Annotated in this window: 22 protein-coding genes and 1 tRNA gene; 5 read left to right on the top strand and 18 right to left on the bottom strand. The window is 61.7% G+C overall.

What is annotated here, in order from left to right; all coding sequences use genetic code 11:
- Positions 1–58: 58 nt before the first annotated feature.
- From ABIA48_RS26255 to ABIA48_RS26190, 14 genes are all read right to left on the bottom strand, one after another.
- Entirely contained in the window at positions 59–3,157 is a 3,099-nt protein-coding gene (locus ABIA48_RS26255) for an error-prone DNA polymerase (RefSeq protein WP_429492427.1), read from the bottom strand.
- The gene (locus tag ABIA48_RS26250; protein WP_429492426.1) at positions 3,133–4,548 is read right to left on the bottom strand and encodes a Y-family DNA polymerase; all 1,416 of its coding nucleotides are present in this window, start codon (positions 4,546–4,548) and stop codon (positions 3,133–3,135) included. Before ABIA48_RS26250 ends, ABIA48_RS26255 begins: the two co-directional genes overlap by 25 nt.
- Positions 4,549–4,555: 7 nt before the next feature.
- The gene (gene imuA / locus ABIA48_RS26245; protein ID WP_429492424.1) at positions 4,556–5,173 is read right to left on the bottom strand and encodes a translesion DNA synthesis-associated protein ImuA; all 618 of its coding nucleotides are present in this window, start codon (positions 5,171–5,173) and stop codon (positions 4,556–4,558) included.
- Entirely contained in the window at positions 5,173–5,790 is a 618-nt protein-coding gene (lexA, locus tag ABIA48_RS26240) for a transcriptional repressor LexA (protein ID WP_429492422.1), read from the bottom strand. Before lexA ends, imuA begins: the two co-directional genes overlap by 1 nt.
- Positions 5,791–5,953: 163 nt before the next feature.
- Positions 5,954–6,232 (bottom strand): DUF971 domain-containing protein, encoded by a 279-nt coding sequence (locus tag ABIA48_RS26235; RefSeq protein WP_429492420.1) that lies wholly within the window; start codon positions 6,230–6,232, stop codon positions 5,954–5,956.
- Complete coding sequence (locus ABIA48_RS26230) at positions 6,229–7,191, bottom strand: HEAT repeat domain-containing protein (RefSeq protein WP_429492418.1); 963 nt, start codon at positions 7,189–7,191, stop codon at positions 6,229–6,231. Before ABIA48_RS26230 ends, ABIA48_RS26235 begins: the two co-directional genes overlap by 4 nt.
- On the bottom strand, positions 7,188–8,036 hold the full coding sequence (locus tag ABIA48_RS26225) for an ABC transporter ATP-binding protein (protein ID WP_007987466.1): 849 nt from the start codon (positions 8,034–8,036) through the stop codon (positions 7,188–7,190). Before ABIA48_RS26225 ends, ABIA48_RS26230 begins: the two co-directional genes overlap by 4 nt.
- Positions 8,036–8,818, bottom strand: a complete 783-nt coding sequence (locus ABIA48_RS26220; protein ID WP_429492415.1) for an ABC transporter permease — start codon at positions 8,816–8,818, stop codon at positions 8,036–8,038. Before ABIA48_RS26220 ends, ABIA48_RS26225 begins: the two co-directional genes overlap by 1 nt.
- 138 nt (positions 8,819–8,956) lie before the next feature.
- On the bottom strand, positions 8,957–10,363 hold the full coding sequence (locus ABIA48_RS26215; RefSeq protein ID WP_429492413.1) for an ABC transporter substrate-binding protein: 1,407 nt from the start codon (positions 10,361–10,363) through the stop codon (positions 8,957–8,959).
- Between the two features lie 242 nt (positions 10,364–10,605).
- A complete protein-coding gene (locus tag ABIA48_RS26210) occupies positions 10,606–10,851 on the bottom strand; it encodes a 4Fe-4S dicluster domain-containing protein (RefSeq protein WP_003180418.1) in 246 nt (81 codons plus the stop codon).
- Positions 10,852–10,877: 26 nt separating this feature from the next.
- Positions 10,878–12,608, bottom strand: coding sequence for a fumarate reductase/succinate dehydrogenase flavoprotein subunit (locus ABIA48_RS26205; protein ID WP_429492411.1), 1,731 nt, complete (start codon positions 12,606–12,608; stop codon positions 10,878–10,880).
- The gene (locus ABIA48_RS26200; protein WP_429492409.1) at positions 12,605–13,357 is read right to left on the bottom strand and encodes a GntR family transcriptional regulator; all 753 of its coding nucleotides are present in this window, start codon (positions 13,355–13,357) and stop codon (positions 12,605–12,607) included. The genes ABIA48_RS26205 and ABIA48_RS26200 overlap by 4 nt, the downstream gene beginning before the upstream one ends.
- Positions 13,358–13,577: 220 nt before the next feature.
- Positions 13,578–14,546: a Gfo/Idh/MocA family protein gene (locus ABIA48_RS26195; protein WP_429492407.1), complete on the bottom strand. Its 969-nt coding sequence runs from the start codon at positions 14,544–14,546 to the stop codon at positions 13,578–13,580.
- Positions 14,547–14,562: 16 nt separating this feature from the next.
- A complete protein-coding gene (locus ABIA48_RS26190; RefSeq protein ID WP_429492405.1) occupies positions 14,563–15,450 on the bottom strand; it encodes a Dyp-type peroxidase in 888 nt (295 codons plus the stop codon).
- Between the two features lie 405 nt (positions 15,451–15,855).
- On the opposite strand from ABIA48_RS26190, the gene ABIA48_RS26185 reads away from it, so the two are divergent.
- Both ABIA48_RS26185 and ABIA48_RS26180 read left to right on the top strand, forming a co-directional pair.
- Entirely contained in the window at positions 15,856–17,481 is a 1,626-nt protein-coding gene (locus tag ABIA48_RS26185; protein ID WP_007987477.1) for an NADP-dependent glyceraldehyde-3-phosphate dehydrogenase, read from the top strand.
- Positions 17,482–17,525: 44 nt separating this feature from the next.
- A complete protein-coding gene (locus tag ABIA48_RS26180) occupies positions 17,526–18,566 on the top strand; it encodes an FUSC family protein (protein ID WP_310064956.1) in 1,041 nt (346 codons plus the stop codon).
- 15 nt (positions 18,567–18,581) lie between these two features.
- Here the strand turns inward: ABIA48_RS26180 and ABIA48_RS26175 are convergent, their stop codons facing one another.
- On the bottom strand, positions 18,582–19,475 hold the full coding sequence (locus ABIA48_RS26175) for a DMT family transporter (protein ID WP_429492402.1): 894 nt from the start codon (positions 19,473–19,475) through the stop codon (positions 18,582–18,584).
- Positions 19,476–19,611: 136 nt separating this feature from the next.
- On the opposite strand from ABIA48_RS26175, the gene ABIA48_RS26170 reads away from it, so the two are divergent.
- On the top strand, positions 19,612–20,049 hold the full coding sequence (locus ABIA48_RS26170) for an Lrp/AsnC family transcriptional regulator (protein WP_007987480.1): 438 nt from the start codon (positions 19,612–19,614) through the stop codon (positions 20,047–20,049).
- 56 nt (positions 20,050–20,105) lie between these two features.
- Positions 20,106–20,435 carry a YceK/YidQ family lipoprotein gene (locus ABIA48_RS26165; RefSeq protein WP_429492400.1) on the top strand — a complete coding sequence of 110 codons (330 nt, stop codon included), beginning with the start codon at positions 20,106–20,108 and terminating at the stop codon, positions 20,433–20,435.
- A 59-nt stretch (positions 20,436–20,494) separates the two neighbouring features.
- Here the strand turns inward: ABIA48_RS26165 and ABIA48_RS26160 are convergent, their stop codons facing one another.
- Positions 20,495–21,166, bottom strand: coding sequence for a Bax inhibitor-1/YccA family protein (locus tag ABIA48_RS26160; protein ID WP_007995889.1), 672 nt, complete (start codon positions 21,164–21,166; stop codon positions 20,495–20,497).
- A 123-nt stretch (positions 21,167–21,289) separates the two neighbouring features.
- On the opposite strand from ABIA48_RS26160, the gene ABIA48_RS26155 reads away from it, so the two are divergent.
- Positions 21,290–21,377: transfer RNA gene (locus ABIA48_RS26155), tRNA-Ser, on the top strand.
- 22 nt (positions 21,378–21,399) lie between these two features.
- Here the strand turns inward: ABIA48_RS26155 and ABIA48_RS26150 are convergent.
- Both ABIA48_RS26150 and ABIA48_RS26145 read right to left on the bottom strand, forming a co-directional pair.
- A complete protein-coding gene (locus tag ABIA48_RS26150; RefSeq protein WP_429492398.1) occupies positions 21,400–21,615 on the bottom strand; it encodes a hypothetical protein in 216 nt (71 codons plus the stop codon).
- Positions 21,608–22,177: a DJ-1/PfpI family protein gene (locus ABIA48_RS26145; RefSeq protein WP_429492396.1), complete on the bottom strand. Its 570-nt coding sequence runs from the start codon at positions 22,175–22,177 to the stop codon at positions 21,608–21,610. The genes ABIA48_RS26150 and ABIA48_RS26145 overlap by 8 nt, the downstream gene beginning before the upstream one ends.
- Between the last annotated feature and the right edge of the window lie 161 nt (positions 22,178–22,338).

Here is a 22,338-nt window from a genome sequence, read left to right as displayed (position 1 = left end):
CAGATGTTGACTGTGAAACCGTCATCGCGAGCAAGCTCGCTCCCACAGGTTTGCGGGGTTAGTGAAAATCCCGGCTACGCACAGTGATCCCATCCAGCAACGAACTCAGATCACTCAAGCGCCCGGCAATCAGATGCCGTACCTCGCCCTCCTTCTCCCAACGGCCATCGACCTTGAGCAACTGCGAGCCGACCAACACCTGGCGCTGCCGCTCGGCCAGGTCACGCCACACCACCACGTTGACGTTGCCGAACTCATCCTCAAGGGTGACGAACGTCACGCCGCTGGCGGTGGCCGGGCGTTGCCGGCCGGTGACCAGCCCGGCGATGCTGACCGGCCGACCGTGCTCAACGTCCAGCAACTCCTTCGAACTGCGGCAGCGCCGCGCCTTCAACTCATCGCGCAACAGGGCCAGCGGATGCGGCCCGAGGGTAGTGCCGACACTGGCGTAATCGGCTTGCAGGTCCTCGCCCACGGTGGGCTTGGGCAACGACACCGCGTCCTCCACCTGACTCGGCAGACCGGCAAACAACCCCAGCTGTTTTTGTACCCCGGCCACCTCCCAGCGTGCCCGATGCCGGTCACCCGCCAGGCCACGCAACGCGCCGGCATCGGCCAGTTGCTCCTGCGCGCGGGCATCGAGCCGTGCCCGTTCGCCGAGGTCGGCAATGTCGGCAAACGCCCCTTGCGAACGAGCCACTTCGATGCGTCGGGCATCGTCCTCGCGAAAGCCCTTGATCATGCGTAGCCCCAAGCGAATCGCCGGTTGCGCAGCGCTGATCGGCTCCAGGCTGCAATCCCAATCACTGACGCGCACGTCCACCGGGCGCACCTGCAAATGATGGCGCCGGACGTCCTGCAGAATCTGGTCCGGGCTGTAGAAACCCATGGGCCAACTGTTGATCAGCGCACAGGCGAAGGCCGCCGGCTCGTGGCATTTCAACCAGCAACTGACGTACGTCAGCAAGGCAAAACTGGCCGCGTGAGACTCGGGAAAACCATAGCTGCCAAAACCCTTGATCTGCTCGAAAATCTGCGCGGCGAACTCGGCGGTGTAGCCGTTTTTCTTCATCCCGGCGGCCAGCCGCGCCTTGTGCGGTTCGAGCCCGCCGTGACGTTTCCACGCGGCCATGGAGCGGCGTAGCTGATCGGCTTCGCCGGGGCTGTAGTCGGCGGCGACGATGGCGATTTGCATGACCTGTTCCTGAAACAGCGGCACGCCGAGGGTGCGCTTGAGCACCACTTCCAGTTCCGGCGACGGATACGCCTCCGGTTCTTCCTTGTTCCGTCGCCGCAGGTACGGGTGCACCATGCCGCCCTGGATCGGCCCCGGCCGAACGATGGCGACCTCGATCACCAGATCGTAAAAGGTCTTGGGTCTGAGCCTCGGCAACATCGACATCTGCGCCCGGGACTCGATCTGGAACACGCCGATGGTGTCGGCCCGGCCGATCATCTCGTAGGTGGCCGCATCCTCGGGCGGGATGGTCGCCAGACTCAGGTCCAGGCTCCGGTGCCGGCGCAGCAGATCGAAACATCGGCGAATCGCGCTGAGCATGCCCAGCGCCAGGATATCGACCTTGAGCAGGCCCACTGCGTCGAGGTCATCCTTGTCCCACTGGATGATGGTGCGCTCGGCCATGACCGCGTTTTCCACCGGTACCAGACTGTCCAGCGGCTGCTCGGAAATCACGAAACCGCCGGGGTGCTGGGACAAATGCCGGGGGAAGCCGATCAACTGCCCCGTCAGGCTCAGCACCCGGTGCAGCACCGGACTCTCGGGGTCGAAACCGCCCTCGCGCAGGCGTTCAACGGGCGGCGTTTCATCGCTCCAGTGACCGCAGCAATCGGCCAGGGCGTTGATCTGGTCCGGCGGCAAGCCCAAGGCCTTGGCCACATCACGCACCGCACCGGCCGCATGATAGGTGCTGACCACCGCCGTCAGCGCAGCGCGGGCCCGGCCATAGCGCTGGAACACGTACTGCAAGACTTCTTCGCGGCGTTCGTGCTCGAAATCGACGTCGATGTCCGGCGGCTCGTTGCGCTCTTTGGACAGAAAGCGCTCGAACAGCAACGTGGTGCGATCCGGATCGATTTCGGTGATCCCCAGGGCAAAACACACGGCCGAGTTGGCGGCAGAACCACGACCCTGACAAAGAATCTGTTGCTGGCGGGCAAAGCGGACGATGTCGTGGACCGTCAGGAAATAGCTTTCATAGCCCAGTTCCGCGATCAGTTCCAGCTCCTTGTCGATCTGCACCAGCACTTCGCGTTTCGGCCCTTTTGGCCAGCGCCACTCGATGCCTTCCTCGGTCAAATGACGCAGCCACGAGGTGGCCGAGTGCCCTTGCGGCACCAGTTCGCGGGGGTATTGGTAATGCAACTGACCAAGATCAAAGGTGCAACGCCGGGCGATGCTCAGCGTTTCGGCCAGCAACTCTGGTGGATAAAGCTCCCGCAACACGTCCAGGCTGCGCAGATGGCGTTCGCCGTTGGGATGCAGGCGCAACCCGGCATCGGCCACCGGCAGGTGATGACGGATCGCGGTCATGGTGTCCTGCAAAGCGCGCCGGCCGCGAGCGTGCATGTGCACATCGCCACTGGCCACGGCCGCAATGCGCAATTCCCTGGCCAGTGTCAGCAGATCGTTCAGGCGCCGGGCATCGTCCTGACCACGATGCAACTGCACGGCCAGCCACAGGCGTTCGGCGAAGACCTGCTTGAGCCAGTGGCCCTGTGCAAAGGCATCGACCGCGTCCGGCACCCACAACGCCAACAACCCCGGCAACGGTTCGTCGAAATCTTCGCGCAGTAGCTGATACTGGCCTTTCTGCGTGCGGCGCCGGGCGCGGGTGATCAATCGGCACAGCGCCTGATAGCCCTCGAGGCTCTCCACCAGCAGCACCAGTTTCGGACCGTTCTCGATGCGCATTTCACTGCCGATAATCAGCGGTAACTCCACGGACTTTGCCGCTTGCCAGGCACGAACGATGCCCGCCAGGGTGCATTCGTCGGTGATCGCCAGGGCTTGATAACCCTGTTTTTTCGCGCGCTGGAACAGCTCGATGGCACTGGAGGCACCGCGCTGGAAGCTGAAGTTCGACAGGCAGTGCAATTCGGCATATTCGCTGCTCATGCGAACCAGCCCTGCAACCACAACGGGCCGTCCTCGCCGACCGCCCGGTAGGCCCAGCCCTGTTGGCCGGCACGGGTTTCGATCAGGTAATAGTCACGGCGTACGTCGTCGCCGTCCCACCAGCCGGACTCGATACGCTCCGGCCCCATGAGGATGCGCGCCGAGCCCTGATGCACGGCCAACGGCTCGGTCAGCAGCCAGCCCGGCCGTTTCACCGCGGCCGGCACCGCGCAAGGCTGGCTGTCGGCACTGGCCTGCCACGCGCACTCGGGGCGGTGATCGGCCTGAAAGCGCAAGCCATGCACCGCGTCATCCCCCAGCCGTGCACGCAGGCGTTCGCGCAGTTGCTCCCAGGGCAAGGACTGCTGCGGGCGGTCGTCGAACAGTGCCTGATGCTGGGGCACGAAGGTCGGCAAATCTTCGGCGCGCAGGCGAAAGCCACGTACCGGAGCCTCGACCTGGACCTGCTCCAACCGCCCCCGGGCCAGCTCGAAGAGCATCGCCGGATCGCGCTCGGCACTGAGCAGGCCGACCTTGATGACCGTATCCGGCAACCCGGCGTGCTCCAGATGCAGGTCGAAACGCTGTACACCGCTGTCACGACCGCACAGGAACGCCGACAGGTCGCCCGTCAACCGGCGCAACGGAAACAGCAAGGCTTGATGGGACTGCACATCGAAATTGAGCTCGATGCGCACATCGAAGCGGTCCGGCGGCAGGTAGAACGCCAGCGCCAGCCGTCGCAAACCCGACAGGGCATCCAGGTGCCTGAGCACCTGGGCCTCGAAACGCCGGGCCAGGCTGTGCCGGGGCAACGCCTGCACCTGGCTCAAGGTGCGCAGGCCCATGCGTGACAAGGCTGTGGCGACCGATGCTTGCAGGCCGATCCGGTCGACGGGCATTTGCCCCAGATGATGCTGCAAGGCTTGATCGTCCGGCACCACCAGCCCGTCATAGGCGTTGGCCAGCACCCGCGCCGCCACCGGGTTGGGCGCGGCCACGATACGGTGCCGAAAACCCAGTTCGCCGAGTTCACGGCGCAGAAGCGCTTCGAATTGCGGCCAGGTGCCGAACAACCCGAGGCTGGATTCGATCTCGAAGACCACGGCCCGAGGGTAATGCACGCTGACCTGGGAACTGAAGCGATAGGCCCAGGCGGCGAGAAACTGCTGCCAGTGTTCGATTTCGGCGGCGTCGTATTCGGCCGTGACAAAGCCTTTGCTCAAGGCCTGCGCCGCACTCATGGACTGACCGGGACGCAAACCCCGCGCCCGCGCCGCACCGTTGACCGCCTGCAGCACCCGGCGCTGGGCCGGGCCGGTCAGCAACGCCAGGGGCTCATCGGGATCGGCGCGCTGACGCAGTACCGCGTCCAGCGCCAATTGCGGGAAAAGAATGCAGACCCAGCGCATGGCAACCTCAATGCTCCACGGCGAAGGCAATCGGCGCCGAACGGGCCAGGCCGCCGCGACACTTGAGCACGCGCAGTTGTGCCGGTTGGGCATCGATGGCGATGCGCAGGGCCGCTGGCGAAGGATTGATCGCTTCACCGATGGGGCGATAGGCGAAGGCCAGGGTCTGGCCGGTTTCCGCCGCCACCTGCAAGCGGCGCAAGGCGCGGTCGTCGGCCTTGTGCGGCCAGCACAGCACCGCGCCGCAACTGCCCGAACGCAGGCATTGCTCCGCGGCCCACAGCGCATCGCGCTCACTGGCCTGGATGATCGACAGCTGACGCAGATCCACCCCGGCGCTCTGCCACGCCTGGGGATACGGTACGCAAGGTGGCGCCACCAGCACGATGCGCTCGCCCGCCGCCGACAGCCGTGCCAGCGTCGGCCACACCAGTTGCAACTCGCCCACGCCTTGCCCGGCCAACAGGATTTCCGTCAGCGCCGCCTCTGGCCAGCCACCGCTGGGCAATGCCGCGTCCAGTGCGGCATGCCCGGTGGGCTGCGGGCTGGCAGCCGGTGGCGCAGGCCGGCCTTTCCAGACCTGGCCGCCATTGAACAGCGTATCCAGCGCAACGACGACACCCATCAGCCTTGCCTCACCAGGCCACAGAACACGCCTTCGATGGCCAGGTCCCGGTCGGCTTCGACAATGATCGGCTGGTAGGCCGGGTTGCGCGGCAGCAGGCGAACAACATCGCCAACCCGCTCGAAGCGCTTGATGGTGACTTCGCCGTCGAGCCGTGCCACGACGATCTGGCCGTTGAGCGCCTCGGGGCTGCGGTGCACGCCCACCAGATCGCCGTCGAGAATGCCGTCCTCGATCATCGAATCGCCCCGGACCCGCAACATGTAGTCCGGTACCCGCGAGAAGATCGACGGATCGAGCAGCAAACGGCTGTGCACCTCGGCATCGGCACCGATCGGCGCACCGGCCGCCACCCGGCCAAGTACCGGGATGTCCAGCAACTCGGGACGCGGCGGCTGCCCGAGCAGGCGAATGCCCCGGGCCTGATGCGGGTTGACCTCGATAAACCCGGCTTCGGTCAGCGCCAGCACATGCTTGCGCGCCACGCTGCGGGAAGCGAAGCCAAACGCCTCGCTGATTTCAGCGAGGCTCGGAGGCTGACCGTGCTCGGCGATGCGATCGCGGATAAAGGTCAGGATGGCGGTACGGCGGGGAGTCAGAGTCGTCATGGAGTACATTTGTACTCTTTCGGCTTTTTCCTGGCAAGGACCGTCAATCGTCTGGTGGGCAGATCACCTGTGGGAGCGGGCTTGCTCGCGAAGGCGGTGGATCAGCCAATGAAGTATCGACAGACACACCGCTTTCGCGAGCAAGCCCGCTCCCACGCTGGATTTCAGTGGCTCAAGGAGTGAGTTGTGCCAGATACGCCCACGGATAAATCCCCCGTTCATGGCCATCGCTGAAGACCAGTTGCAGGCCATATCCCTGCGAGTGCAATTCGGTCACCCGAAGCCGTGCATCAACCATCGGGGTCAACCCGCGCAAACGGAAGGCCCGACACTGCGAACACGGGCACTGGCGACGCAGTTCGGCGTGGTCCAATACCTGTTCGCGGCCATCGGGCCAGTTCAGTCGCAACTGCTGTTTGCTGCGGGAATTGCCAATCGCCAGCGGGTTCATTGCAACTGGCTCAAGGCAATGCGCACAGCCTTGCGCACTTCCGGGTCGCCGTCGTCTTGCGCCGCCTGCAATGGCGCGACGGCGCTTCGATTGTTCAGCTCCCCCAAGGCCAAAGCGGCTTCCTTGCGCAGGTTGCTGATGCGATGGCCGAGGGTGTCGATCAGCGCATCGAGCGCCGGTCCATAACGCAAGCGACCGAGGCTGCGGGCGGCGCGCAGACGCACCTGCCAGTAATCGTCACCCAAGGCGTCGATCAGGGCCGGGCCGGCGTCGAGGTGACCGACCTTGCCCAGGGTGGTGGCGGCTTCTTCGCGGACTTGCCAGGCATCGTCCCGCAAGGCCTGTCGCAGGGCCGGCAGCACCTGCGCGTCAGACGCCAGGCCCAGCGCCCCGGTGGCGGCACGCCGCACGTCGGTGTCCGGGTCAGCGCTGGCCAACCGCGCCAGGGCCGGCAAGGCCTCGAGTTGCTTGAGCCAGCCGAGCACGCCCACCGCCTCGCGGCGCACACTGGCGCTTTCATCATCCAGTGCCCGGGCAGCCGCATCGGCGGCATCGGGGCAACGCAACTCGCGTAACGCTCGGAACGCGGCAATGCGTACGCCGCTGTCGGCATGCCCGGTCCACGGCAGAATGACCCGGCCCGCCGCTTCGCTCTTGAGCAGGCTGAGGCTTTGCGCAGCGGCCGCCTGCACCGCCGGGGATGGATCCGTCAGGGCCTGGCACAACGCTTCGACCACGGGCTCGTCCTCCCAGGCTTCCAGCAACCGCGCAGCTTCGGCGCGAACGTCTGCCATCGGGTCTTCGGCCAGTCGATTGATCAACCACTGCAGGCCGTCCGGCTCCTCAAGGTCAGCCAGCTCGATCAGCGCGATCCGGCGCACGCCGGGGTCGTCATCGGTCAGGCGCGGTTGCAGGGCAAGAATGTCGTTGTTATCGGTTACATCGAATAGTGAGGTCATAGGGCAAATCGCGGCAGTTTGTTTTCAGGGGGAAGTCCGAGCGGGTTCAGGCGCGGCAGCTGCCGACCGTCTTCGTGCCGCAGGAGTTCGAGGCAATGACGCTTCAGATGCGAAAATTCAGGGCGGGTCACCAGCTCCGTGCTGCGCGGCCGGGGGAAATCCAGGCGCAGGTCTTCGATGATTCGCCCGGGGCGCGAGCTCATGACCAGCAAGCGGTCGGCGAGGAACAGCGCTTCATCGATGTCATGGGTGACAAACACCACGGTGGTGCGGATGCGCGTCCAGATGTCCAGCAGCAGTTCCTGCATGTTCAACCGGGTCAGGGCATCGAGGGCACCGAAGGGTTCGTCCATCAGCAACAGGCGCGGACGGTTGACCAGCACCCGGGCAATTTCCACCCGTTGCTGCATGCCGCCGGAGAGCTGGTCGGGCCAGCGCCCGGCAAAGCCTTCAAGGCCCACCAGCGCGAGGATTTCATCCGCAGCCTTGTGCCGTTCGACCTTGCCGACGCCGCGCATTTTCAAGCCGAACGCCACGTTGTCACGCACCGTCCGCCACGGAAACAGTGTGTGCTGCTGGAACACCATGCCGCGTTGTGGCGATGGCCCCGACACTGGCGCGCCATCCACGTTCAAGGTGCCGGTGCGCGGTTGCAGGTGGCCGGCCAGCGCGCCGAGCAAGGTGGACTTACCGCAACCGGACGGCCCGAGAATGCACACGAACTGGCCCGGTTCAATCTGGCAATCGAGGCCCTGCACCGCTTCGAAAGCCGCGTGGCCCTCGCCCAGGCTGATCGACAACCCGCGGATATCGATGCGCCCTTCCAGGTGTTGAAAAACGCTCATCAGGCTTTTCCTCGCGGTCGGTGCCAAGGCGTGAAGAGCCCGCCCAGGCGCTTGATCAATAGGCTGCTGCCCATGCCGAGCACGCCTATCAACAACATGCCGACCACGATGTCGGCGTAGTTCTGGATGGTGTAGGACTCCCAGGTGTAATAGCCGATGCCGAATTGGCCGGAGATCATTTCCGCCGTCACCAGGCAGAACCACGAGGTGCCCATGCCAATGGCCAGGCCGGTGATGATGCTCGGCGCCGCGCCCGGCAGAACGACCTCCAGCAGGATTGCCCGGCGCCCTGCCCCGAGGCTTTTCGCCGAGGCGATCAGCCGAGGGTCGACACCTTCGACGCCGTGCACGGTGTTGAGCAGGATCGGGAATAGTGCGCCGGTGAAGGTGATGAACACCATCGACAGTTCCGACGAGGGAAACATCAGAATCGCCAGGGGAATCCACGCCACTGCCGGGATCGGGCGCAGGACTTCCAGGGGTGGCAGCAACAGATCTTCGGCCCATTTCGAGCGGCCGATGGCCAGGCCCAGGGCCACGCCAATGATCAGCGCCGCAAGGTAACCGGCGAACACCCGGCCGAGGCTGCTGCCCAGGTGCTGGGCGAGTTTGCCGGAGTCGCCGAGGCCGAGGGCGGCTTCAATGACCGCCCAGGGTGTCGGGACGTTGGCGAAAGTCACCAGGCCAAGGTTCCAGTGGTGGCTGGCGGCGAGTTGCCAGAACAGCAGGCAGAGCAGCAGTGAAGCGGCTCTGGGAATCCAGCGCGCAAATGGTCGGTACACAATTCTTCCTCTCAACCCTGGACCCTTGTGGGAGCGGGCTTGCTCGCGAATGCGGTCGGACATTCAACATTGATGTCGACTGACCCACCGCTTTCGCGAGCAAGCCCGCTCCCACATTAGATCGAGTCGTTCCAGGTGTTAGCGAACGGCCACGGCCTGTGTGGTGGCATCGGCGAAGTCGAACACTTTGCCGCCCTGCGCCGTGGCGAACTGTTGGGCTTGGCCTTTGAGCAAGAACGCGCTGAATTGCCCCTTGGCATCAGTGGCAAACCACGCCTGATCCGCCAGCAACTTGATCCCGCTGTCGCTGGCCTGGGCGTACACCGCGCGGATGCTCTTGCCCTCCTGTTTCAACGCTGTGAGCGCGGTAAATGCCGCTTGCGCCGAGGCGTACTGACGAACCTTCGGCTCGCCACGCACCCAGATTTCCGCCACGTGGCTGAAGTCGGTGATGGCTTTGCCGCTGGCGGCATCGACGGCCTTGAGCGGCGTCTGCTGGTAATTCCCAAGCTGCGCGCTGTAGTCCAGGTTCGAGGCCTTGAAGGCGGCGCGGATGTACTGGTCGTCGATGAAGGTGTTGAGATCAAGACCGCGATCGGCCTTCTTCAACAACTTGAGGGTATCGATGGCGGTGCCCACGGCCTGACGGTATTCCGGTTTCCAGCTCAGGTCGCGGGTCTGCACGCCGAGGGGGCCGTGGAACAGGTAATTGACCTCGGCATCGACCCCGGTGACCCTGGCGATCAACTCGCTGTACTTCTCTGGTTCAGCCGCCAGCAGTTGGTTGGCTTCGATACTCGCCCGCAGGTAAGCGACGACGATTTCCGGATATTTTTTCGCATAGGCCTGATCGACCAGCGCTCCGTGGAAGGTCGGCGCGTTGGCCTGGGAGCCGTCATAAATCTTGCGGGCGAAACCACGGCTCGGGAACAGTTCGGCGAAGGGTACGAAGTCAGCGTGAGCATCGATCTTGCCGGCCTGCAACGCGGAACCGGCGACTTCCGGCGGCTGGGCGATGATGTTCACGTCCTTGAGCGGGTCCCAGCCCTGGGCCGCGACGGCGCGCAGCAACAGGCCATGGGCAGTGGAAGCGAACGGTACGGAAATGGTCTTGCCCTTGAGCTCGGCCAGCGACTGCACGCCCGATGCGCTCGGCACCACGATGCCATTGCCGCTGCCCTTGATGCTGCCCGACAACACGCTAATGAACAGGCTGTGCTTGCCCGCCGTTTCGAACGCCACTCCGTTGAACGCGCCGGGGAAATCGGCCATGGCGCCGAAGTCGAGTTTGCCGGCCACCATCTCGTTGGTCAGGGGGGCGCCGCTGGTGAAATTTTTCCACTGCACATCGTATTGGGTGTCTTTGTAGGGGCCGTCGTGGGGCAGGTATTTGTCCAGCAGCCCGAGTTCGCGAATCAACAACCCGCCAGCGGCGCAGTTGATGGTGGTGTCCTGGGTGCCAATGGCAATGCGGATGGTTTCGGCCGAGGCCGACAGGGTGAATGAAGCCAGTACCAGACCGGCCAAAGCTGCACGCAACATCATGAGTGTTTCCCCTCGAATCATTTATAGGATGTTCGTCTCCGCCACGATCAGGGCGTGGTGGGAAACGAGGGGTTTTGTAAAGCAAGCGTCCGGTGGTGCCGGATGGCTTTAAATATTATTTGAACTGGCCACGATCCCCTGTGGGAGCGGGCTTGCTCGCGAAGGCGTCCGGTCAGTCAATGGAGATGCCAGCTGTGCCGGCCTCTTCGCGAGCAAGCCCGCTCCCACATTTGATATGTGTTTCACCGCAGCAAATACGGGATCTCGACTTTCACGGCCCCGGTCGGGCAGTCTTTTTCACAGGGCATGCAGTACCAGCATTCGTCGAACGCCATGTAGGCCTTTTGCGTGGCCGGGTTGATCGCCAGCAGGTCCATCGGGCAAACGTCGACGCACACGGTGCAGCCTTTGTGAGCGATGCATTTGTCTTCATCGACCGTGACCGGTGCGTTGGAGCGGAAGAAGATTTCCTGGGGTTGGTAAGCCATGTTCGGTCTCTCTTTTGTGGTCGGCATCAAGCCGCATCGGCACCGACCCGCAACCGGTCGTAGGCCTGCATCTCATCGGCATCCAGCGGGATAATGTAAGGCTCGACGGCTTTCTTGAAACTGCTCATCAAACCGTTCTCGTCCTTCTTCAGGTGGCAATGGCAGAACCAGTCGCGGTCGTTGCGCTGCGGGTGATCGACGCGATGGTGGTAAAGCCCCCAACGGCTTTCGGTGCGGAACAATGAAGCGCGGGCGGCCATTTCGGCGCAGTCGCGGATCATGCTGACTTCCATGGCGCGCATCAGTTCGTGGGCGTTGTGGGCCTTGATCTGGTCGAGATCGCGCTGGATGTCACTGAAGCGTTGCAGGCCAATCTGCATCTTCTTCGTCACTTTCGGCGGTTGCAGGTAGTCGTTGACGAAGCGCCGCAGCTTGTATTCGACCTGGGCCGGTGGCAGGCCGTGTTCGCGGTCCAGCGGTGCATAGACCCGCTGTTTTTCGCTTTCGATCTGCGCGGCATCCAGCGCGGAAAACTCGCGCCCGGCGACAAAATCCGCCGCGTTGTTGCCGGCGAACCAGCCATAGGTGAACGCGCCGAGCATGTAGTTGTGTGGCACCGCGGCCATATCACCGGCCGAGTACAAGCCCTTGACCGAGGTCTCGGCCTTCTCGTTGACCCACACACCCGAGGCCGAATGCCCGCTGCAAAAGCCGATCTCGGAGATGTGCATCTCGACCATCTGCGTGCGGTAGTCGGTGCCACGATTGGCATGGAACTGGCCGCGACTCGGACGCTCGTTGCTGTGCAGGATCTCTTCGATATTCTGGATGGTTTCCTCGGCCAGGTGATCGAGCTTGAGGAACACCGGACCATTGCCGCTTTCCAGCTCCTGGTGGAATTCCCACATCATCTGCCCGCTCCAGTAGTCGCACTCGATGAAGCGTTCACCCTTGTTGTTGGCGGTGTAGCCGCCCAAGGGACCGGTGACGTAGGCGCAGGCCGGGCCGTTGTAATCCTTGATCAGCGGGTTGATCTGAAAGCATTCCAGGTTCGCCAGTTCGGCCCCGGCGTGGTAGGCCATCGAGTAGCCGTCACCGGCATTGGTCGGGTTTTCGTAGGTGCCCATCAGGTAACCGGAGGACGGCAACCCCAGGCGTCCGGCGGCACCGCAGGCGAGGATCACCGCCTTGGCCTTGATCACATGGAAGTCCGCCGTGCGGCAATCGAAGCCCATCACGCCGTTGACCGCGCCCTCTTGGTCTTTGAGCAATCGGGTACACACCAGCCGATTGGTGATATTCACCCGCGCGCGCTTCAGCTGCCGGTAGAGGACTTTCTTGATGTCGTGCCCTTCCGGCATCGGCAACACATAAGCGCCCATGTGGTGAACCTTTTTCACCGCATAGTCACCGGTTTCGTCCTTCTCGAACTTCACGCCCCAGCGGTCCAGTTGCGAGAGGGTTTCGAAGCTGTGGGTGGCATAGGCGTACACCGCGGCCTGGTTGACGATACCGTCGTTGGCGATGGTGATTTCCTTGGTGTATTGCTCCGGTGTCGAGTGACCGGGAATGATCGCGTTGTTCAGGCCGTCCATGCCCATGCTGATCGCGCCGCTGCGCTTGACGTTGGCCTTGTCGATCAACAACACCCGCAGGTCGCGGTTGCGTTCCTTGGCCTTGATCGCCGCCATGGGGCCGGCGGTGCCGCCGCCGATCACGACGATGTCGTATTCCTGTTCCAACGTGCTGCGCGTCATGCCTGATCCCCTTTGTGCCGATCGATCCGCAGGCGGTACTGGAAAGCATCGCCACGGTAGTAAAGGTGCTCGAAGTCCAGCGGGCGACCGTCGACATCGTGGGTCAGGCGCTCGATACGCATGATCGGCGAGCCGGACTCGACGTTCAGCGCATGGGTCAGGTCGCTGTCGGCCAGTACCGCATCGATGGCCAGATCAGCGTGTCCCAGGGCCAGGCCGCAGTCATTTTCCAGGATCAGGAAAATGTCGCGGGTGACCAGGTCGGCTTTTTCCAGGCGCTCACCAATGACCTTGGGCAGGTAAGTGATTTCCAGGGAAACCGGCTCGCGATTGATCAGGCGCACCCGTTTGATCTGCGCCACGGTCTCGCCTACGGCGACCTGCAAACGCTCGGCCACTCGCTTGTCGGCGGCAATGAATTTGAAACTGCGCAGACGGTTGATCACCTCGTAGCCGCGACCGGTCATGGACTCGGCCAAGCCTTGCAGGGTGCCGACGTTCTGGAAGGTTTTCGGCTTGGCGACGAAAGTGCCCTTGCCGTGGATCCTGAAAATCAGCCCTTCCTTTTGCAGGTCACCCAGGGCCTGGCGCACGGTGATGCGGCTGACCTTGAACAAGGCGCCAAGCTCGCTTTCGGAAGGCATCTGGCTGTCTTGCGGGTATTCGCCGTCGAGGATGCGGGCGCGCAGCACGTCTCGCAGCTGTGTGTGCAACGGGACGCTGCTCAGGGATAGAACGTTATCGGTCATGGCAGATCACTTGTTATAACGAGTTATGACGTGATCTTAGAGAGGTTATGACAAGCTTGAGAAATATCGAATGAGCATAAGGTTAGATGCGCGACGCAAGAACAAATGTGGGAGCGGGCTTGCTCGCGAAGGCGGTGTGTCAAACAACATTGGCGTCGACTGACACTCCCTCTTCGCGAGCAAGCCCGCTCCCACAGGGGGCTATGTGTGGTCTGAAGGATCAGTGGCGCTTGAGGATCTGGTCCATCACCCAATCAGTCTTCAGCGCCTGCCCGGCGATGGCGGGATGCTGCGCCCCACCACGAATATGCGTACTCATGCCCATTACGTGGTGCCACTGAATGTGCGCGTGATGCTCGATGTTCAGGCTGAGGTGTTCATCGGCGTGCAGTTCAATCGGGTGTTCATCGAACACTGAAAAAGTGATCCGGCCTTTGCTGCCAATCACTTCGACACGGTCTTCGCGGCGGTCTGCAACGAAGTTCCAGCAACCCATCCCCAGTGCTCCGCTGGCAAACCGCCAAGTGGCACTGACGGCGTCTTCGGCGGCATACAGCCCGGCCTGCCGCGCGGTAAACCCGGCGACGTCGACGATATCGCCGAGCAGATACTGAAACAGGTCCAGGCCATGGCTGGCCAGATCCGCAAAGTAACCACCGCCGGCAATCGCCGGGTCGGTGCGCCAGTTATCAGTGCCGTTCCGATCCGCTGCCGACGGAGCTTTGGTGAGCGTCCAGGTCAAGTGCCGGACCTCGCCGATCCGCCCCTCCTCCAGCCATTGCCGCACTTGCCGGAAGCGTGGCAGCGAACGTCGGTAATAGGACACGAACAGATGCAACCCGGCATCGGCAAACACCTGCTGCATCTCGCGACTTTGCCCGGCGTTGAGCGCCATCGGTTTCTCGACGCAGCAATGCTTGCCGGCGGCGGCCACCTGCAAGGCGTAAGCATGATGACTGTCGGGCGGCGTGGCGATGTACACAGCGTCGACCTCGGGATCGTCGATCAGCGCTTGCGCATCGGTGTAGACCCGCGCGATGCCGTGGCGCGCGGCATAGTCGGTGACAACGTCCAGGCGTCGCCCCATCACCGCCACCAACGCCGATCCAGGCGCCTTGTAGAAGGCCGGCCCGCTTTTGCGTTCAGCGACACTGCCACAACCGATCATGCCCCAGCGCACCACGTTCATAGGCTCTCCCTGATGCTCAGCCGATGCGCAATGCGCGCAGGTCCAGTCGACCGTCCTTGAGTGGCGGACACCAGTAGTAGCCACCGGTGACCGGACGGCTGATGCGGTACAAACCGTCGGTGATGCCATCTTCCAGGCCACTCATGCGGCGCAGTTGGGCTTCGAAGGCGTCAAGGGAAAAACCAAAGGCCAGGAACATCAGGCCGGCACGGTCGCCTTCGATCCACGGCATCGAACGGCGCACCACGAACGCTTCAGGCGCAAAGCTTTCCTGGGCAGTACGTTTGACGTGGGCGGAAACCGGCGCATCGTCGATCTCTTCGTTGTCGCTCAAGCGGCGGCCCATGATGTTGTCTTTTTCATCCGCCGACAGCCCATGGAAACCTTTCAAGTCATGCTGCCACTGCTGGATCGCGGCGAAGCTGCCACCCACCGTACCGTCGGCGCCCTCACCCACCACGGCGGCGGTCACGGCGGCTGCGTCGTGGGGGTTCTCGGTGCCATCTTCGAAGCCGGTCAGGTCATGCCCGGTCTTATGGCGGAAGGTTTCGTTCATCTGCACCAGGCGCAACGCCGGGGCCAGTGCCGCTTCGATGGCGTTGCTGCGGTTGAGCAACTCACCACGGTCTTCACCGTGCAGCCAGCACCAGAGCGCGTGTTGGGTCGATGGATTGTCGACACCGACGCCAGTCAACGCCGGAAAAGTTCGCAGGCCATCGATCTGCCCATCCAGCGCCTTGACCAGGGATTCACCGAAGCCGACGACAGCCGATTTGCCGTCCACAAGTTGCATCAAGTTGTCGAGTGCGACCGGCAATGCTTCGACGGATTCGAGGGCGAAGAACATATGGCGCGCTTGAGGCGGAACGGGGGTGGCGAGAATGCCCGGCTGGTAATGGCTCATATGAACTCCTTGAAAAAGAGCATGGAGTTTAACCGGAGTACGAGGATTTGTGTGCCGTCAGAGGCCACAGAAGCCCCCTCGCCACAAAAGAAGACGCTGCCCGCCAAAGCCAAACAAAGGCTAGGCTTTTCAGTTAATCGGCTTGCCCGCATGGCTGTCCTCTCATTGGCTGCCCGGTCAGCCGGGTGCAGCTTTTTTGTTGTGATCAAGGAGAGGTCACCGCGTGGGCAGGTTGAGGGCATTGGGGGCCATCAAGGGGAGCTTCTGAGGCCATGACTGTAGGCGTCGATGAATCCGCTAACCATCACGCTGTGCGATAAAACGCTGAGATGAGTCATGACAAGCGTTGCTGAGGTCTGCTAAAACGATTCATCAGTGCATCACCCAATCCAGAGGGGTAGCGACATGACCACAGCCAATATTCTCGAAAATCTGTTCCCGAGCCACGCCGACATCCCGGAAAAGTACCGCCTTGATGGCCAGACCGAGCAGCGTGAGTACCTGGTCGATGGCGAACTGAGAACCTGGAACGGGCCACTGGCCCAGGTCCGCAGCCCGGTGTACCTGACTGGCCCGAATGGCGACGAGCAAGTGATCCTCGGCAGCACGCCGCTGCTGGATGCCGACACCGCACTGACCGCCCTCGACGCGGCTGTCCGCGCCTACGACCGCGGTCAGGGATTGTGGCCGACCATGCGCGTGGCCGAGCGTATCCAGCATGTCGAAACCTTCCTCGGGCGCATGCGCGAGCAGCGCGATGCCGTGGTCAAGTTGCTGATGTGGGAAATCGGCAAGAACCTCAAGGACTCGGAAAAGGAGTTCGACCGCACCTGCGACTACATCGTCGACACCATCAACGCGCTGAAAGAACTCGACCGCCGTTCCAGCCGTTTCGAACTTGAACAGGACACCCTCGGCCAGATCCGTCGCGTGCCGATGGGCGTCGCCCTGTGCATGGGGCCTTACAACTATCCGTTGAACGAAACCTTCACCACGCTGATCCCGGCGCTGATCATGGGCAACACGGTGGTGTTCAAGCCGGCCAAACTGGGCGTGCTGCTGATTCGCCCGCTGCTGGAAGCCTTCCGCGACAGTTTCCCGATCGGGGTGATCAACGTTATCTACGGCAGCGGCCGCGAGACAGTCAGTGCGCTGATGGCCAGCGGCAAGATCGACATCTTTGCCTTCATCGGCACCAACAAAGCCGCCAGTGACCTGAAAAAACTCCATCCAAAACCACACCGTTTGCGCGCGGCGCTGGGCCTGGATGCGAAAAACCCGGGCATCGTCCTGCCGGAAGTGGATCTGGACAACGCCGTCAGCGAAGCGGTCACCGGCTCGCTGTCTTTCAATGGCCAGCGCTGCACAGCGTTGAAAATCCTTTTTGTCCACGAAGACGTGGTCGAGTCCTTCATCGAGAAATTCAATGCCAGACTGGCTACGCTCAAGCCCGGCATGCCTTGGGACAGTGGCGTATCCCTGACGCCACTGCCGGAGTCGAGCAAGGTCGACTATCTGCACTCACTGGTGACGGACGCCGAGAGCAAAGGCGCCAAGGTGGTCAACCCCAACGGCGGTGAGGCCCGAGCGTCGTTTTTCTACCCGGCGGTGCTCTACCCGGTCACCCCGCAGATGCGCGTTTATCAGGAAGAACAATTCGGCCCCGTCGTCCCCATCGTGCCGTATCGTCATCTGGATACCGTGATCGACTACGTGCTGGAATCGGACTTCGGCCAGCAGTTGAGCATCTTCGGCACCAACCCGGTCGCCGTCGGCCGACTGGTGGACACGTTTGCCAATCAGGTCGGACGCATCAATCTCAATGCGCAATGCCAGCGTGGCCCCGACACTTATCCATTCAATGGTCGCAAGAACTCGGCCGAGGGCACCTTGTCGGTACATGATGCACTGCGTGTGTTTTCGATCCGCACCCTGGTCGCCACCAAATTCCAGGAGACCAACAAGGACCTGATCAGCGAAATCATCAGCGGCCGCAGTTCGAGCTTCCTGACGACCGACTACATCTTCTGAGGAGAGCCAGCCTGAGTACATCCAGAGCCCATCGGCTGCCACCGTTGCTGCGCCGACTGCTGCGTCCATTGCTGGACCCGTATCGGCGCTATCGCCACGCCCGGGTGATTCACGCCGTACGCGTGTCGCTGGGATTGCTGGCAACGATCCTGCTGACCACCGGCATCCACCTGCCCCACGGCGAGTGGGCGTCGGTGACCATGTTGGTGGTAATCGGTGGCTTGCAGCACCATGGCAACATCGGCAAGAAAGCTGCCGAACGCGCCATCGGCACCTTGATCGGGGCCGGTGTCGGCCTGGCGTTGGTGGCACAACAGGCCTGGCTCGGGATGCCCTGGCTGACCTATTTCGCAATGTCGGTGGTCTGCGGGTTTTTCTCGTATCACGCCATCGGCAAGGGCGGCTACACCGCACTGCTATCGGCAATTACCGTGTTCATCGTAGCCGGGCACGGCGATAACCCGGTCACCGATGGCTTGTGGCGAGGGGTGGACATCCTGATCGGCATTGCCCTGGCCCTGGCGTTTTCCTTCGCCCTGCCGCTGTACGCGGTTTACTCCTGGCGCTACAACCTGGCCGATGCGCTGCGTGATTGCGCGAAAATTTACGGGCGCATCATTGACGGCCAGGCCATCACGGCCGACGAACACCTCAAACTCATGACCCGCCTGAACGCGGTAATGGTGCAGCTGCGCTCACTGATGCCTTCGGTGTCCAAGGAAGTGAAAATTTCCATGACTGACCTGGATGCCATCCAGCGTAACTTGCGCATGTGCGTCAGCACCCTGGAAATCCTCGGCAATACCCGACCGGATGCCAATGACCCCGAGGCGATGACGCTCTTGCAAACGGCATTGAACGCTGAACACCGGCAGATTCGCGTGCAATTGATCGGCATGGCCCGGGCGTTGAAATCCGGCGCCTGCCAGCGGCTCAATCGCCCCATCAGTTTGCCGGCTGTCAGCCTCGACGCGCCGGTCTACAACACGCTGGACGGGTATCGTTTGTTGACTCAACAACTGGCCGCCAACATCGGCGAGATGCGCCAGCGGCTGGCCGGGAGCGCGCCACGCTGGAACATCTGATGCCTGCGTAGCGGTTTACGGCGTCACCGTACGCCGAAATTTCAGCGACCACCCTTGCTGCATGCCGGCAGCGGCCAGCAGGATTGCCGCGACCCCGATCCATTGCAGCACCTCCAGGCGATGGCCGAAGGCAAACCAGTCAACGAAAATCGCCGCAATCGGGTAAATGAAGGACAGCGCGCCTGTCAGCGCAGTCGGCAGTTTTTGAATCGCGCCATACAGCAACACGTACATCACACCGGTGTGCACCATGCCCAGCGTCACCAGGCTGGCCCACGCACTCGGTGCCTGCGGCAGTGCCGAAAAATGCGCAAATGGCGCGAGCAACAACACGCCGGTGCTGACCTGGATCAGCGCGATCAAATGCGGCGGGGTTCCAGTCAGGCGCTTGATGATCAGCGCGGCAATCGCATAGAGAAACGCCGCGCCCAACGCCAAGGCTATGCCCATCAGGTAATCGCTGCCGCTCTCGCCCTGGCTGCCATGGGCGCTGACAATGGCCAGCATCCCGAGAAACGAAACGCCCAGCCAGGCAAGTTTCTGCGTGGTGATTTTTTCGTTGAGCAACAGCGCCGCCAGCCCAACCAGCATGAACGGCTGGACGTTATAAACGGCGGTGCCGATGGCAATCGACGCCCGGGAATAAGACGCGAACAACAGCACCCAGTTGCCGACAATCGCCACACCACTCAGCACGGCGAGCAAGAACGTGGTACGGGTCAAAATGCCGGGACGCAGAAAGCCGAAAGCTGCGCAAATCAACAGCAAGGTGCCGGCACCGAACAGGCAGCGCCAGAACACTACATCCAGCACCGGTTGCCCGGACACCAGTACGAACCAGCCGATGGTGCCAGAGATCAGCATGGCGGCTGTCATTTCGAACGAACCGCGGCGTAGGGTTTTGTCCATCATCAGACTCCTGTATTTGTGGCCAAAGTATGCCAAGGCACTCAGGCGCCATTCCAGAGCAAAAAGCAGGCTAAACTCTAGATCCACCTTTTTTATCAAGGCTTTTTTGAAAAAATGCCTAACAGAGGTTTTCGCCATGACGGATGACATCGACCAGGTGCTGATCACGGCCCTGATGGAAGACTCGCGACGCTCGCTCAAGGCCCTGGCGCAAATCAGTGGCCTGTCCTCCCCCAGCGTTGCCGAGCGTCTGCGCCGCCTGGAAGAGCGTGGCGTGCTCAAGGGCTACACCGTCGAAATCGACCCGAAATGCTTTGGCTATCAACTTCAGGCGATCGTGCGTATTCGCCCGTTGCCGGGGCAATTGCAGGAAGTGGAACGGCAAATCATGGCCATTCCCGAATTCACCGAGTGCGACAAGGTGACCGGCGACGACTGTTTCATTGCACGCCTGCATGTGCGCTCGATGGAACAACTGGACACCCTGCTCGACCGCCTCAACACCCACGCTGAAACCAATACGGCGATCGTCAAGAAAACCCCGGTCAAGCGCCGGTTGCCGCCCATGGCGTGAGTGATATTTGTTTCAGACTGAAGTAGATTGATGGTTTCCGGCGAAGGATTGACGGTATGAAAACTCAGGCAATGCTATTCGTGGCGATGCTGCTTGCGGGTTGTGGCACGATTCAAACGGTTGTGCGCAGCGACGAAGTGGCCGCAAAGGACCTGAAGGACCAAAAGAGTTATTGCGGCGCGGTACCGCGAATCTACAGCGGCGTGACCTACGATTTTTGCTACCTGAATGCGCCTCTCGAAGAGGGTCGGGATGCGCAGGTACATGGTCCCGCCCCCGCTTTAGTGCTGCTCGACGCAGTCGTGTCCGGGGCGATGGATACGTTGCTGCTGCCCTACACCATCTACCGGCAACAAGCCGACGGCAGCATTGTCATTACAGAGTAATCCTGAATTTCAGGCAGTAAAAAACCCGCCTGAGCGGGTTTTTTACTCAATGCCGACGATTAATCATCGCGGCCCATGATGCCGAACAGCTGCAACAGGCTGACGAACAGGTTGTAGATCGATACATACAGGCTGATGGTTGCCATGATGTAGTTACGCTCGCCGCCATGAATGATGGCGCTGGTCTGGAACAGAATGCAGACCGAGGAAAACAGCACGAAACCTGCGCTGATCGCCAGTTGCAGACCGCTGATCTGGAAGAACATGCCCGCCAGCGTCGCCCCCAGCAGCACGAAGAAGCCTGCCGTGATGAAACCACCAAGGAAGCTCATGTCCTTGCGGGTAATCAGCACATACGCCGACAGACCGCCAAACACCAGCGCCGTCATCGCGAAAGCCGAGCTGACCACTTCAGCGCCGCCCTGCATCCCCAGGTAACGGTTGAGGATCGGGCCAAGCAGGAAACCCATGAAACCGGTCAGGGCAAATGCCGACACCAGGCCCCAGGCCGAATCACGGAGTTTGTTGGTAAGGAAGAAAAGACCGTAGAAGCCGATCAGCACCACGAAAATGTTCGGGTAGCCAACGCGCATCTGCTGGGCAACGTAGGCCGTCACACCGCTGAATGCCAGGGTCAGGGCGAGCAAGCCGTATGTGTTGCGCAGGACGCGGCTAACCTCTAGCTGCTCAGCCTGCACGCTGTTATTAACTGCGTAATCCTGTTCGCGCATGGCGACACTCCTGTTGGTTTGAAACGTTCAGTCGCAAAGATCATAACAGACGCCCTGTAACAAGCTATGCAGAGAGTTTGACAGTGTGTTTCATTCAGGTATTATGGCGCCCGCAACGCAAACGGAGGTGTGGCCGAGTGGTTTAAGGCAACGGTCTTGAAAACCGTCGACTGTAACAGGTCCATGAGTTCGAATCCCATCGCCTCCGCCATCTTTATACGACAAAGCCCTGATTATTCAGGGCTTTGTCGTTTCTGGGGTTTGGAAAAAACCTGCCAGCCCATGCCTTGGCTCTTGGCTTTCCGTAGCTGTACGTGGAACGATTCGTAGATTTCATTGAGTGCTTGCACCAGTCGATTCCGGCCCGTCGTCACCGGCAGAAATCGGCTGAGCGGCCACTCGAACACATCACCTGATCGGCTGTTTTGTAGGGCGAAGCGGTCACCCATGTTCCGCTGCCAACATTGACCTGAACTGAGAAATGATCTCTGAAGATAGCCCGGCACCTTCGAACACTGCGCAGGTGAAGCTAACGGGCGCAGGGCCTGGAGCAGTTATAATGCGGTCCGCAACCACAGCTACTGGACTGCTTCGATAAAGCGTGCGCCCTTCATAACCTACGGCATTCTGTTGTAAGAAGTCAGCGCTGTTCGAGGTATGAGGAACCGTGTCGAGAAGCCCGGCCCTCGCAAGTGCCAGCGTTCCCCCACAGATACCGGCAATGGTCGCCCCACTTGAGCGACTGGCATGCAGAAAGTCTCGAATATCTGGTGCTTCTGCACGTTCCCAGACCATTCCTCCAATGACGACAACAACGTCCGGTTTCCAGTCCAGACATTGCTGCAAACTGCTATCGACAGTTACAGCCAATCCGCCCTGCGAGCGGAACTGCCCCGTAGCAGAAGCGAAAAATCTGACATCGATCCCGTAAAACGGCGACGCAGTTCCAGCAATGAAAGCATATTCCCAGTCCGCAAAACCGGGTGTCAGTATCAAACCCACACGTGCCATCAGTCAGAATCCTCCATGAAGACCGATAACATATGGTGACAACAAACAGACATCAAGGGCTGCTTCGGGTTGATCAGGGCTGATCGCAATAAGGACTGTCTGGAGTGCTCTGTAGATGTTGCGCCTGGCACAGAGCGACCATGGCGGACGTTCACGGGGTC

It is taken from the genome of Pseudomonas sp. S30_BP2TU TE3576, assembly GCF_050436025.1.
GTDB lineage: Bacteria > Pseudomonadota > Gammaproteobacteria > Pseudomonadales > Pseudomonadaceae > Aquipseudomonas.
This window is presented reverse-complemented; position numbering and strand designations above follow the sequence as displayed.